Raw genomic sequence first — 13,396 nt, 5'->3', positions numbered from 1 at the left:
AGGCAAGAACATTATACTCTTCCTTTTACTTTGTGTGGTGCAAAATGAGTAAGTTGATTTTATTAGGTGTAAATATTGACCACGTAGCTACAGTACGACAAGCACGAGGCACCCGTTATCCGGATCCTGTACAAGCTGCAATGGATGCTGAAGAAGCTGGGGCTGATGGAATTACCTTGCACATGCGTGAAGACCTACGTCATATCCAAGCTCGTGATGTGCGTTTAATAAAACAAGTATTACAAACACGTATGAATCTTGAGTTAGCGGTGACTGACGCTATGCTTGAATTTGCAGAAGAAATTTCTCCAGAGCATAGCTGTTTAGTGCCTGAAAAGCGTGAAGAAATTACAACTGAGGGTGGTTTAGATATTTTAGCCCACCAAAAAACGGTAGAACGTGCCGTAAGACGCCTACAGGCTATAGGCAGTGAAGTCTCTTTGTTTATTGATCCTGATTTGGAGCAAATCAAAGCGGCCGCAGATGTGGGAGCCCCTGTTATTGAATTGCATACTGGTTGCTATGCTGATGCAACGCATGTTGAGCAACAGCAACACGAGTTAGAACGAATTAAACGAGCCGCCGAATATGCAGCCAGCTTAAATTTAATTGTTAATGCCGGCCATGGATTAAATTATCATAATGTGCAAGCGATTGCTGCAATCAAAGAGCTTCATGAACTTAACATTGGCCATGCTATTATTGCGCGTGCTTTATTCTGTGGAATGAAAGAAGCAGTAAGACATATGCGTCAATTAATGCTAGAAGCAAGACTTTATGCCCATAAGTGAAGTAATTGTTAATTCTATGATACAGCCTGATTGCTAACACCAGGCTGTAAATAAAAAACGCCGTTATTCCTTAATGAAAAATTACATACTTAAAGTCGGCAATGCGAAGTTAATGATATCGCTTCCGGGTTTAAGATCTCCGTTTGTATTTGCGCAAATTTCTCCGCATAAATTTTATTTTTTTGCCGCTTATTAAGACACTCCTTTTTCTCTTGGCTAGTTAACTTTAATACCATTTGGACGTATTCATCACTCGCGGTGGCTGCTTCCTCATTAAGTCGGTGTGTTATTGAGCCTTGCACAACAAGCTCGACTAACTCGGTTAAGAATAGATTTTTTTCTTTACGAGCTTGTTGGCCTATCTCATCTAAAGATGTTTTGAGCAATTGTAAAAAAAGATTCAAGCCTTCAACGGGATTAATGCTTCCTCGCGAGACGGCTTGTAAAATTACTAATGATTTTTCCCGGCATAGCTTCTCAATCACATCATCCAGATCGTTCGCAAAGGGAGGGAGCTCTGTAGTTGAGTTGAGGCTATTCATGAAATGAGTTTCACTGAGCAGGCAAGCTTTCGGTCTTTGCGGAGTCGCGTTTAATATAGTTTCATCAATCAAGGCAGGAATAATACTATTATGACAAGCTTCGCTCAGCAATTGCCGTGTTTCGGAACTGCGGCCGCGACCATGTTGCAGATACGTGTGCCCTAATATGGGATGCAGATTTTTTTGATAATAGGCAATCAACGTATAAAAAAATAAATCCACTCGCATATTCGCATGCTCCAAGATATTCGTTTTAGCGAGCAAAAGAAGCTGGGCATTGGATTGAATGTTTGGATTTAATTGTTGATTGTTTAAGGGAAGCGCTAACGAGGCAGTACGGTTTTGTTGATAATTAAACTTGTATCGCGTTCGTTGAGGGAATAATTTTTTTGCTTTTGCTTGTAATTGTTCAGCACTGCTTTCTTTAGTAGGAAAAAACTGTAAGTTAGCCGTTTTTTTTGTTTTAGAAGAAGTTGAGTGAGTGGATGCAGCCGGCTTGCGTGCCGTTTCCCTGGACGATGATTTGGTTATTCCTTTAGGCATATGACGTCTCCTAATTATTCAGCCATGGTTAAGTAGTTAATAGTTCATGGTGCGCAAAGCCTCCTGTTGTTAAGAGATAAGTAGCTTTTAGAGTATCGAATAATTTTAGGAAAAACAATGAGCAGAGTTTTTAGTTTTTAGATGCCTGCTTTAAATAGTACCGAGGTGTAAATTTAAGAATTAATGTGCTTTTTTTTGTGCGTTTATTTTGTAATTTGTTATAATTATGCCCTTTGGGTGAAAAATCCCTAATTTTTAAGGAGATAAGCAGAAGATGTACAGTAAAAATGGGTTTTTCCCCCCTGCGCTAACCAGTTTATCTGTTGATAATACCGTTGTAAAACCTAATTTCGAGAAGAATCTTCCCCCAACCGTATATCAGCCTTTCTTAGAGCAATTATTTCAATTGTTAGCTGCTGAGTTCCCACGACATCAATTTATTTTGACGGGTAGTGCTGCAAGACAATTACAGGACGCAACGAAGCCGAATCCTAATGATCTAGATTTTCTGATGGGAAATGAGGACTTAATTCAAGGCTTATCGCAAATAAAAGTGGTTTTAAAGAAAATGGCTGTAGAATTTAAGTTTGATGATTTATGCGGAACATTAGTAGTAGTCCATGGAGGCCATGCACTTAAAATTCAATTAATTGATGCTCATACGAGTTATCATTGTTATCCCCTTAAAACTCAGTTAAACGATTTACGTGTTAATGGTTCGATTCGTATGCTTTCTGCTGCAGTAATTCCTGAGGTAGAAGCTTCTGATGACCTTTCTGATTTGAATGGAGATGAATTAGTATTTGATGAAACCGGGTTTTCTTTGTCATATCAATAGATGCTCGCATTAGGAATAGAGAAGCGACCCATGGTTTCGTGCCTCGAACCCCTGGGTTGCTTCACTAACGTTCGCAATGACAGCATCGGAATTTAACTTAAAAATTTGCGCTTAAATTATACTCCGTCTCGGAATTTAACTTAAAAACTTGTACTTAAGTTATACTCCGTCATTGCGAAGAACGTAGTGATGAAGCAACCCAGGGTCCGTGCTTCGATCTTCTAGGTTGCTTTGTAATAGATAGGGTAAGAAGGGGCCCAGCATACAATTTGCAATCCTAAATATTTCTATCGAGATTCGTTCCTGGAATACTAATTTTAAATAAAAAAAATCCCGGCAAAAGCCGGGACCAGGTAGAGGAGACCGATTTTAGTCGCGGCCTGAAAATGCACTTAATATGTTGAGCAGGCTCACGAACAAATTGTAGATAGATACAAATAAACCCACTGTTGCGGTAATATAATTTGTCTCGCCCTCATGAATTATTGCACTCGTTTGTAACAGAATGAGTCCAGAAGAAATCAAGATAAATGCGGCGGAAATAGCTAATTGTAACGCGGGGATATGAATAAATATGCCAGCGATCATTGCTAATAAAGCCACCATCATACCCACAAAAAGGAATCCACCTAAAAAGCTGAAATCTTTTTTCGTGGTTAATGCATAACCTGAAAGTGCAAAGAAAATCATACCGGTACCACCTAATGCGGTCGCAATTAATTGAGGTCCGTTACTAAAATTATGCATGTAAAGGTTCAATATCGGGCCTAAGGTGTAGCCCAAGAATCCGGTAAAAGCAAAAACGCTAACCAGACCCCAGACACTATTTCTTAGAGCATTGGTTAAAAACATTAAACCATAAACACCAACGATCATTACCAGGACGTTAACTGGACGTGCACCACTTGCCATAGACAAATAGGCAGTAAACGCACTAAATAAGAACGTTAAACTAAGCAAAAGGTAGGTATTGCGTAGCACCTTATTGCTGGATAATACTGATTCCCTACGTTGGGTAATCAGGGTAACATCATTTCGGTTCATCGTTTAGAACTCCTCTTTCGTTTATATTTATTCTAGCATATCTGGGGATAAGTTTCCTATATTTCAAGTAGTATAAGGTAATTTTGTCAAGAAATATTTCAATTTTTTGAGTCCTGAAACCTTTGAGGAACTATACTAGTCTATAGTATGATGAACAATTCTTTAATGTAGTACAATGAGGCATATAATGGCTCGAGTTGCAGTGGCCCAAATGGTTTCTTCAGCAAATGTAATGAATAATTTGCAGCAAGTTGAAACATTAATGGTGCAAGCACGAGAACAAGAAGCAGAATTAATTCTATTACCTGAAAATTTGGCCTTTATGGGACATAAAGATATAGATAAGCTGCAGATTGGTGAGGTTTATGGTCAAGGACCGATACAAGAAAAAATAAGCCAGCTGGCAAAAAGCTTAGGCTTATGGGTTATTGCCGGAACTATTCCCATTAAAGTAAACAGTTCTAAAGTGCGTGCTAGTAGTTTGGTCTATGATAATCAAGGACTTTGTGTTGCACGCTATGATAAAATTCATTTATTTGATGTAAATGTCTCCGCCCAAGAGAGTTATCAAGAATCCGCTACTATAGAACGAGGAGATAAGCTGGTTGTTGTGGATACCCCTATAGGTAAGGTGGGGTTAACCGTTTGTTATGATTTGCGTTTTCCTGAGTTGTATCGCGAATTAGCCATCCAAGGAGCGCAACTGTTCACCGTTCCTTCAGCATTTACAGCAATAACCGGTCAGGCACATTGGGACGTTTTATTACGGGCACGAGCGATCGAAAATTTAAGTTACGTATTAGCCGCAAATCAAGGAGGACAGCATGAAAATGGGCGCTCTACTTATGGGCACAGCATGATTGTTGATCCTTGGGGAAGGGTATTGGCTGAGCACGAAGAAGGTGTTGGAATAGTCACCGCAGAGATTGATTTGCAAGGTCTGCATCATTTGCGAAAAACCTTTCCAACTGTGGACCATCACGTATTAAATTTAAAGGGTACTTAAATGACAGAAGCATTAACCACAGCAAAACAAATTCTACTGGCTCCAGCATCTTTGGATGAAAGCGGTATTGAAAAATTATTTAAGTCCATGATGAGCCATCATATTGATGATGCAGATCTTTATTTTCAAAGCTGCAGCTATGAATCCTGGTATTTGGAAGATTCAGTAGTAAAAAGTGGTAGTTTCTCTTTGGATAAGGGGGTAGGTATTCGCGCAGTAAGCGGAGATAAAACAGGCTTTGCGTATTGTGATGACATTCTTTTACCTTCAATGTTACGCGCAGCAGATGCAGCTCGTTCTATCGCTCTGGCTGGAGCTAAAGTTTTGCAACCAGTCCATATCAATACGGTTGCTGAATCGCGTTATCGTGGTCTAAATCCAATTGAAGGAATGAGTAAGCAGGAAAAAATTGCTTTATTGGAGGCCATTGATAAAGAAGCACGCAGCCTTGATCCTCGAGTTGTTCAGGTTAATGCCTCACTCAGCGGTTGTTATGAAGTAGTTATGGTTGCAGACATGCATGGCAAGATGGTGGCAGACATTCGTCCTTTAGTTAGTGTGAACGTAAGTGTGATTGTTGAAGATAAAAATGGCCGTCGTGAATCAGCGCGCTCTGGCGGCGGAGGTCGAGTTGCCTATTCTTATTTTACCGAAAAAGACAATGCGCTAAGTTATGCGCGTGAAGCCGTGCGCGAGGCTATAGTTAATCTCGATGCGAAACCAGCGCCAGCCGGAACCATGCCTGTTGTTTTAGGACCAGGTTGGCCGGGTGTGCTATTACATGAAGCAGTTGGGCATGGTTTGGAAGGTGATTTCAATCGTAAAGGGTTGTCTGCTTTTTCCGGCCGTATTGGTCAGCAAGTTGCAGCTCCAGGTGTTACTGTAGTGGATGATGGCACATTAAAGGATCGTCGTGGTTCTTTGACTATGGATGACGAAGGAACTCCTTCTCAATGCACTACATTGATTGATAATGGGGTATTGGTAAATTACATGCAAGATAAACTAAATGCCAAGTTAATGGGAATGCAATCTACAGGCAACTGCCGACGTGAATCCTATGCGCATGTGCCTATGCCGAGAATGACCAATACTTATATGTTGGCAGGTCAGCACGACCCTGAGGAAATTATCCGTTCAGTTAAACGAGGTTTATATGCGGTGAACTTTGGTGGAGGGCAAGTTGATATTACCTCCGGTCAATTCGTATTCTCCGCGAGCGAAGCTTATTTGATTGAAGATGGTAAGATCACGGCTCCTGTTAAAGGCGCTACCTTAATTGGTAATGGCCCAGATGTAATGAAAAAAGTCAGCATGATAGGAAATGATTTATCTTTAGATAGAGGAATTGGGGTTTGCGGTAAAGATGGCCAGTCTGTACCTGTAGGGGTGGGCCAACCTACGTTGAAAATTGATGCCTTAACTGTAGGCGGAACCAGTTAATTCTCATCTAAATTTCAGACAACCTGGTTGATTAGCCAGGTTGCCTTTGAGTGATTACCCACAGCCAATTTAAGAAATTTCTTACAGCACAACAGGTGTTATTCATCAATATTCTTTTAGGTGAGTTCGTTATAATAACTTTGTTTGGCGCAGCTGGAATAGCGACAGGATGTCGCACTTGATAAGGACAATTAAGCTCAGGAATTATTACAGCTGTCGCACAAACACGATGAAGTTTGTGACAGAGAACCGTCCATCGCAAACTCCTCAATGAATAAGGCTTAAGGTCGCGAAGTAATTGTATTATCCAAGTTTATAATGGCTTCTATGGCCTCAAAGCTATGCGTTTCATACTTTTGTAAAGCACAGTCAGGTCGAACCAGGTGCTTATAGTGAAGGTAATTCTTGGCAAAAGTCGGTTCTTGTAAACGCTCTTGAAAATATCTAATGGCATCTTCGTCCCGATGAGATACTGATAAATCAAGCCAATCAAATCCTGCGCGATAATCAATGTTTAATAAAGGAAATACTACTACTATATCTTCATCCATTTCTTGTTTTAACGCCTCAAAGTCGCAAAAGCAAACAAGAGCTATTTCCAGTTGGGCACTAGTGTAACGTTGTCCTCCATCATGTTTCTCTATTCTTTTAGCGATTACCATGGTCTCTTGAATGTATTCGTCGAAGGATAGGATACGTTTGGCTTTGGGAATTTCTCGAAAGAAAGAACCATTCTTATGTCTCATTTGTGAACACCTGCGGATTTTAAAAGGCCTTATTGTATAATTTATTTACATTGAGATCAATGTTTAATTATTCTCTTAAGGCTAAGCTAAGCTTTTATATAATATAATGAGCCCCATTAAAGTAAGTAATTGGCAAGCATTATGACTAAAAGTAAGCAACTTAAAAGAGAAAAAGTACGCATCACCTGCGATGAAACTGGCCAATATGTGGTCCAAGCAGAAAAGCATAGAGGTTTAGTATGCAGTGGTGGTGGTGCTAAAGGTATTGCTTACATGGGGATGCTTAAAGCACTGCAAGAGCGTGGCTATCTTGAGCAATTAACCCATGTTAGCGGGGCATCAGCGGGAGCCATGACCGCGAGTCTTATTGCTGTAGGCATGAGTCCAGAAGACATGACCAAATTAGTTACTGAACTAGATATCAAAAAACTTCTCGATGTTCAGGGGGTTGGCTTTAGGGCTAAAGGGGATAGTTTCCGAAATTTCCTTGATGTAATTTACATGATGCAAATCAAAAATCATTTGCAGGATTTACCTAAGCCAATTCCTACGCACTTAGAAATAAATTACGTGCAATTATGCAATAAAGTAGGCCTATACGAACAAGCCCTTGCTGAACAAGGTATAGTAATTAATAACGTTGATGATGTAATTAATTTGGTAAAATCTACTGAAAGCATTCAAAAAATGAATAGTGCATTGGCTATGGTGCCTCAGCAAATTGTGGATCAAAATGGTAAGGAATTAGAAAATCCACGAATCACCTTAGGAGATCTTGGGGTGCTTCGGGAATTATTACCAGACGAAAATAAGCATCGAATTAAAAATTTATCAGTAGCGGTAACCAATCAAACGAAAAAGAAATTAGAGCGCTATAGCGAAGACAGTACCCCGCAGCAATCTATCGCTCAAGTGGTTCAATGGTCCGGTGCCCATCCTGTTCTTTTTGTTCCTGGAAAAAATGCTAAGGGAGAATTTGTTGCTGACGGTGGGATCTTAGATAACATGCCCGAAATTGAGGGCTTGGATCGAGAAGAAGTATTATGTGTTAAAGCCGAGGCTGCTAAAGCCTATGAAGCTCGGGTTCAAAAAGCAGAACGGCATATGCCGGAAATGGTTTCCTCCTTTAAACAAGCTCTAGATTCCATAATTAACTTTGCTATTGGGGGAGAATGGCTCAAAGCTACAGCGGCATTATTAAACCGTGAAAAAGTCTTTCATCATATGGATAATATGATTTATATCAATACGGGGGAGGTTACTACCACTACCACCGCACCCACTGATGAGCAAAGAAAGCAAGCCATTGAGAACGGATATGAACAAACATCAGCACAGCTTGATAAACATAGAAAAACATTCTCTCACCCTTTATTAGCTGTACTTTATGTCGGAATAGACAGGCTCGATCAAACGATGATCGATGAACAACATAATCCAGAATTATTACATGCAGCAGCCTATGCCAAAATTATTACCAGGGTGCAAGAGCAAATAGTGCAGGAAATCAATCTTGGTGATTATGACCACATACAAAACTACACTCAGCAGATCGAATCTTTTTTCACTGATAAAGAACATCAGCATCTAATCAATGTTAATGAGGAGCAAAAAGAGCAAATACTTGCTTTATGTTATAAGCAAGTCAATCACCTTACAGATGGTAAGTTCCTTGAATACATGTCGAAAATAGCAGCCAAAGAAATCGAGGACTCACAGCCTGGCTGGGGTGTTCGCATATTAAGTTTCCTTTTGAAACCTATAGAATGGGTTCTTTCTCTGTTTAAGTCCTCGTCTTCCGCCATAGATGGAAAGCCAACTCCAGACTCATCTAATCCTGTAGCACGTTATAAGCAGGTTCTAACAGAGAGGGATTCAAGTTACGAGGAGGAGCAGGGTGAACTCGTAATGAGGATATATAGGTAAAATTATTATGACCATAGATGTTGAAGAAGTATTCGCAGCGCTTCCTAACGAAGCCTATTGGAAGTTATTAATTGACTATGAGTATTGGATTGATAATGATGCATCCATTTTTGATAAACAAGATTCACCTGGTTATATAAAAAGAGTTTCAAAGGCATTTTTGTATTTACTAGAAACAATGGATGAGCCGGTAACATGTGATTTTATCCTTAAGCTCCATGATATGGCTTATAATGATCAAAACAAAAAATATTTAGGTTTTAAACCGCATGTGTTATTTGGCTTCGATGGAGATGCTGTCACTTTTGATGGATTAATGGAGTTAACTGATAAAATAAAAAGTGGTACGCCTAATGGGTTAAGATTAACTTATTCGCAAGAAGTGAATAACTACCATGAGCGCTATGCGATTGATTTGCAGCAGCTTAGCCCACATGAGATTTTCGCTAATCTTAAGAGCGAGATTTGGCCTCATTTATTCATTGAGCGTCAATCGTTATACTCTGAAATAGAATTAGAGCTTGAAAATTTACTCACTCAGTATCATGAATCGATTCAACAGGCCAACACGTCAAAAGAGCAGTTGAAATGCATTGCTACGCTTATCCGTGACTTACACCAATATCATCCTTTTGGTGATGGTAATGGGCGAACTTTTATTTTTTTATTACTTAATAAGCTGTTAATCAATAATGACCTATCACCCACTGCCGTAGAAAGTCCGAAGCGATTTTCAGGATACAGCATCTCCGAATTGATTATGGAGATTGAACGGGGTCAATCTAATTTTAGAGAGCTTTGCACTAACGAGCAGGAAAAACAAATTTCTTTACAAGCCTATATTCGCCAAAAAACTAATCCACCACACTATCTGGGGAGCTTAGGTATTTTTAATAGAGATGCGCTAGAAGTAGGAGAGGCCACTCCATTAAGATATAGAGTGTAGTTAAGAAGGTACGAGGAAGAAAGTGCCACATCCTTGTGGAACTGCCTCGATCCGTGAAGCGTTAATACTCCCTGCACGACATCCTTTGTCTTTCCTCGTAAATAGAGAATAGGATATGTAGCCTAAAATGTCAGGATGATAGAAGCTCCATTTGCTGTAAGATATTTCTCAATTACATGAAAGTTACTTTAATGGTATTCTAAAAATATAATTTAATGTATATTGCGGGATAGGAGAGGCGCTCATGAATGCTAATGCAAATAAAAGAGGGTTTGTAATTTCCCTACGAGCTCGCTTATTCATTGGATTTATGGCGTTGAGCTTACCTTTATTGTTATTAATTGTCTTTTTAATCCCTAAAGTACATACCATTGTTTATCTTAATCAAAAAATTGGTAATGAAAGTTTACCGCAAATTCTCGACAGCCAAATTCTACAAACTCAAGATACACTTGAAGAATGGGTAATTACTGGAGATATTAAAAACAGAGAACATTTTCAGCATCTATGGGATGAAATTAACAGCGCCAGGATTCTATGGGATACTACCATCCATGCTTTGGATAATACGGCATTGCGCAAAGAGTGGGATAGATTACAAGAATTATATGTGGCTCTTTATAATGCGCAATCAGCAATCATAAATGCGCCTCGCGCTGCGAGTAGTACAAGCAGTATAGAGGATATCAGACCAACAACCCAGGTTTTCATAAAAGAAATGATAGCTATTCTTGATGGAGTTTACTCCACTGAAAAGGGAAAACGTGTTGGGGGTATTTTTAATATACTGGCAAGTGGAGTTGAGCATAGTACTAATATAATTAGTTTAGATTTAATCGCCTTGGAGCATTTTGCTTACGGATTATTAATTTTTGCTGTTTTATTAACTCTTATTGTTCCTTATTTTACCCACAGAGCGATATCTATTCCCGTAGAGGAGGCAATTAACATTGCCGAACAAATTGCTGCAGGGGAACGTCATATTGAAATTAACATACAGTCGCAAGATCAATTAGGAAAATTGCTGTCATCACTTAAGGTGATGCAAGAAGCAATTAGGAAAAATGAAAAAAGTCTTCGTATTAAGGAAGAAGAGTCTCGGGATTTATTTGAAAAACTGGTTAACTCTTCGAAAAAGTTTAGGGAGCATAGCAGTAAGGTTGCTGCTGGAGATTTAAGAGAGCGTCTGAAAATAGATGAACAAGACGTTTTACAAGATTTAGGTAACGATCTAAATTTAATGACGGATGGACTGGCTTCTATTACTAAAAAGATTACTAAAATAAGTAATGACATTGTAGCGATGGTTGAAACCGTCTTTTCTTCGGCAAATGAGCAATCAGAAAGCATTATTTCCCAAGCTTCCGCCATTAATGAAATTAGCGCATCTTTAGAGGAAATTGATCAGAGCTCCAAGCAAACCATGGCTAAGGCACAAGCCTTAAGAGAAGTTGCTAAAAATACATATGAGCAAGGAAAGTTGGGAACGGAATCGGTAGAGCAAAGCATTCTAGGTATAAAAGCTTCTGAGGAAAAAATGAAGCTTATTGCGCAAACTATTCTTGATTTAAGTAATCATACGCAACAGATTGGTGATATTACCTCTGTAGTGAATACCTTGGCACAACAATCAAAAATGCTGGCTTTGAATGCTTCGATTGAGGCATCAAAAGCTGGTGAGGCTGGAAGGGGTTTTGCCGCAGTAGCTACTGAGGTACGCAATCTTGCCGAGCAATCCGAACAGTCTACAGTACAAGTACAAAAAATTCTCGAAGATATTCGCCGAACCACTGAAAAAGCAGTTACTGTGACTGTAGAGGGAGAAAAAACATTGGATTCCGGCTTAAAGCTTATTGAAAAAGCAGGACAGGTTATTCAAGCCTTAAGTAAAATGATTAATGACGCATCTATTTCAAGTCAGCATATTGAGGCATCTATTCGCCAAGAAGCAGTTGGTATAGAGCAGATTGTTGAAGGAATGAATGAGATTAATCGTACTACAGCATTATTCTCTGGTAGCATTAAAGAATTCATGAGATTTATCAATGAACTGGATGAGATTGCAAAGCATTTGAAGGAAGATATGAATCTTTATAAAGTTTAAAAAGTCCTCTCATTAGACGAAACAGGGAATGGTTTCGCACAGCCTTTTTTGTTAACATAGACGTGTTTCCAAATTAATAAAAGCAATAGTCCAAGCGCTAGGAATTTAAAATGCATACGGAATCCTATGTCTATTTTCTTACTAATACATACAATAATGTGCTTTATGTGGGGGTAACTAATAACCTAGTTCGTCGTGTTTATGAACATAAAAACAGGTTAATGAAAGGATTTACTCATAAATATAATGTGAATCGCTTAGTATATTATGAAGTTTGTCCTGATATTATCATTGCGATAAAGCGTGAAAAGCAGATCAATGGTTGGTCCCGCGAAAAGAAAAATAACCTTATTATCACAATGAACCCAGAGTGGAAGGATTTGTATGAAAGTTTATTTTAAGGGTCACTCACATTTTATCGAACGAAGCTCATCCTATTCTCGCCCCGTTCTATTCTTTTCTTATTACGTCACGTCATCCCGAACGTAGTGAGGGAACTCTTGAATGGGGTACCAGGCTATCATAAGCATCCAGCCTCAATCAGGAGATCCTTCGTCGCAAGCTCCTCAGGATGACGTGCGGTGGAGCGATGATATGCGAGGCAGGTGGATGGGCAAGAGGAATGAATGTGGTAAAGGATATGAATGTGAGCGTTTTATTCTTTCCTTATTAAATCCCATCATCCCGAACGCAGTGAGGGAACTCCTGAATGAGGCACTAGGCTATCACAAGCATCCAGCCTCAATCAGGAGATCCTTCGTCGCAATTTCCTCAGGATGACGTGCGGTGGAGTAGGATATGCGAGGCAGGTGGGTGGGCAAGAGGAGTGAATGCGGTAGTGGATATGAATGTGAGTGTTTTATTCTTTCCTTATTACGTCACGTCATCCCGAACGCAGTGAGGGAGCTCCTGAATGGGCACTAGGCTATCACAAGCATCCAGCCTCAATCAGGAGATCCTTCGTCGCAAGCTCCTCAGGATGACGTGCAGTGGAGTAGATGAAGTACACGAGCCTTATCTTGCTCTCGCCTCGTTCTATTCTTTCCTATTACATCACGTCATCTCGAACGCAGTGATGGAACTCTTAATGGGGCACCAGACTATTACAAGCATCCAGCCTTAATGAGGAGATCCTTCGTCGCAAGCTCCTCAGGATGACGTGCGGTGGGATAGATCAAGTACACGAGCCCTTCTTACTCTCACCTCGTTTTATTCTTTCCTATTACGTCACGTCATCCGAACGCAGTGAGGGAACTCCTGAATGGGGCACCAAGCTATCACAAGCATCCAGCCTTAATGAGGAGATCCTTCGTCGCAAGCTCCTCAGGATGACGTGCGGTGGAGTAGATCAAGTACACGAGCCTCCTCTTACTCTCACCTCGTTTTATTCTTTCCTCTTACGTCACGTCATCCCGAACGCAGTGAGGGAACTCCTGAATGGGGGCACTAGGCTATCACAAGCATCCA

At 40.0% G+C, this 13,396-nt stretch carries 11 protein-coding genes; 8 read left to right on the top strand and 3 right to left on the bottom strand.

The window, feature by feature from the left end; translation table 11 throughout:
• Positions 1-44 precede the first annotated feature (44 nt).
• Positions 45-791, top strand: a complete 747-nt coding sequence (gene pdxJ / locus BN3124_RS15135) for a pyridoxine 5'-phosphate synthase (RefSeq protein ID WP_058535596.1) — start codon at positions 45-47, stop codon at positions 789-791.
• Positions 792-880: 89 nt separating this feature from the next.
• Here pdxJ and BN3124_RS15130 read toward each other — a convergent pair whose 3' ends face one another.
• A complete protein-coding gene (locus BN3124_RS15130; RefSeq protein WP_058535595.1) occupies positions 881-1,876 on the bottom strand; it encodes a hypothetical protein in 996 nt (331 codons plus the stop codon).
• Positions 1,877-2,150: 274 nt separating this feature from the next.
• Between BN3124_RS15130 and BN3124_RS15125 the strand changes: the two genes are divergently transcribed.
• Positions 2,151-2,714: a hypothetical protein gene (locus BN3124_RS15125; protein ID WP_058535594.1), complete on the top strand. Its 564-nt coding sequence runs from the start codon at positions 2,151-2,153 to the stop codon at positions 2,712-2,714.
• Between the two features lie 369 nt (positions 2,715-3,083).
• On the opposite strand, the gene BN3124_RS15120 is transcribed toward BN3124_RS15125, so the two are convergent.
• Positions 3,084-3,758, bottom strand: coding sequence for a Bax inhibitor-1/YccA family protein (locus BN3124_RS15120; RefSeq protein WP_058535593.1), 675 nt, complete (start codon positions 3,756-3,758; stop codon positions 3,084-3,086).
• 187 nt (positions 3,759-3,945) lie between these two features.
• On the opposite strand from BN3124_RS15120, the gene BN3124_RS15115 reads away from it, so the two are divergent.
• Both BN3124_RS15115 and tldD read left to right on the top strand, forming a co-directional pair.
• On the top strand, positions 3,946-4,764 hold the full coding sequence (locus BN3124_RS15115) for a carbon-nitrogen hydrolase family protein (protein WP_058535592.1): 819 nt from the start codon (positions 3,946-3,948) through the stop codon (positions 4,762-4,764).
• Positions 4,765-6,207: a metalloprotease TldD gene (tldD, locus tag BN3124_RS15110; RefSeq protein ID WP_058535591.1), complete on the top strand. Its 1,443-nt coding sequence runs from the start codon at positions 4,765-4,767 to the stop codon at positions 6,205-6,207.
• Between the two features lie 281 nt (positions 6,208-6,488).
• On the opposite strand, the gene BN3124_RS15105 is transcribed toward tldD, so the two are convergent.
• Entirely contained in the window at positions 6,489-6,953 is a 465-nt protein-coding gene (locus BN3124_RS15105; protein ID WP_078061576.1) for a hypothetical protein, read from the bottom strand.
• Between the two features lie 141 nt (positions 6,954-7,094).
• Here BN3124_RS15105 and BN3124_RS15100 point away from each other — a divergent pair, with 141 nt between their 5' ends.
• From BN3124_RS15100 to BN3124_RS15085, 4 genes are all read left to right on the top strand, one after another.
• Positions 7,095-8,879, top strand: coding sequence for a patatin-like phospholipase family protein (locus BN3124_RS15100; protein ID WP_058535590.1), 1,785 nt, complete (start codon positions 7,095-7,097; stop codon positions 8,877-8,879).
• A 7-nt stretch (positions 8,880-8,886) separates the two neighbouring features.
• Positions 8,887-9,825 (top strand): Fic family protein, encoded by a 939-nt coding sequence (locus BN3124_RS15095; protein ID WP_058535589.1) that lies wholly within the window; start codon positions 8,887-8,889, stop codon positions 9,823-9,825.
• Between the two features lie 244 nt (positions 9,826-10,069).
• Positions 10,070-11,929, top strand: a complete 1,860-nt coding sequence (locus tag BN3124_RS15090; protein ID WP_058535588.1) for a methyl-accepting chemotaxis protein — start codon at positions 10,070-10,072, stop codon at positions 11,927-11,929.
• Positions 11,930-12,039: 110 nt separating this feature from the next.
• Complete coding sequence (locus BN3124_RS15085; RefSeq protein ID WP_058535587.1) at positions 12,040-12,330, top strand: GIY-YIG nuclease family protein; 291 nt, start codon at positions 12,040-12,042, stop codon at positions 12,328-12,330.
• The last annotated feature ends 1,066 nt before the right edge of the window (positions 12,331-13,396 follow it).

Source organism: Legionella saoudiensis (genome assembly GCF_001465875.1).
Lineage (GTDB): Bacteria > Pseudomonadota > Gammaproteobacteria > Legionellales > Legionellaceae > Legionella > Legionella saoudiensis.
Note: the sequence above shows the minus strand (reverse complement) of the source record. Positions and strands in the feature narration are given on the sequence as shown.

Coding starts and splice junctions, on each gene's coding strand:
- BN3124_RS15090 (WP_058535588.1), top strand. CDS start 10,070: ATGAATGCTAATGCAAATAAAAGAGGGTTTGTAATTTCCCTACGAGCT.
- BN3124_RS15125 (WP_058535594.1), top strand. CDS start 2,151: ATGTACAGTAAAAATGGGTTTTTCCCCCCTGCGCTAACCAGTTTATCT.
- tldD (WP_058535591.1), top strand. CDS start 4,765: ATGACAGAAGCATTAACCACAGCAAAACAAATTCTACTGGCTCCAGCA.
- BN3124_RS15100 (WP_058535590.1), top strand. CDS start 7,095: ATGACTAAAAGTAAGCAACTTAAAAGAGAAAAAGTACGCATCACCTGC.
- BN3124_RS15130 (WP_058535595.1), bottom strand. CDS start 1,876: ATGCCTAAAGGAATAACCAAATCATCGTCCAGGGAAACGGCACGCAAG.
- BN3124_RS15120 (WP_058535593.1), bottom strand. CDS start 3,758: ATGAACCGAAATGATGTTACCCTGATTACCCAACGTAGGGAATCAGTA.
- pdxJ (WP_058535596.1), top strand. CDS start 45: ATGAGTAAGTTGATTTTATTAGGTGTAAATATTGACCACGTAGCTACA.
- BN3124_RS15105 (WP_078061576.1), bottom strand. CDS start 6,953: ATGAGACATAAGAATGGTTCTTTCTTTCGAGAAATTCCCAAAGCCAAA.
- BN3124_RS15115 (WP_058535592.1), top strand. CDS start 3,946: ATGGCTCGAGTTGCAGTGGCCCAAATGGTTTCTTCAGCAAATGTAATG.
- BN3124_RS15095 (WP_058535589.1), top strand. CDS start 8,887: ATGACCATAGATGTTGAAGAAGTATTCGCAGCGCTTCCTAACGAAGCC.
- BN3124_RS15085 (WP_058535587.1), top strand. CDS start 12,040: ATGCATACGGAATCCTATGTCTATTTTCTTACTAATACATACAATAAT.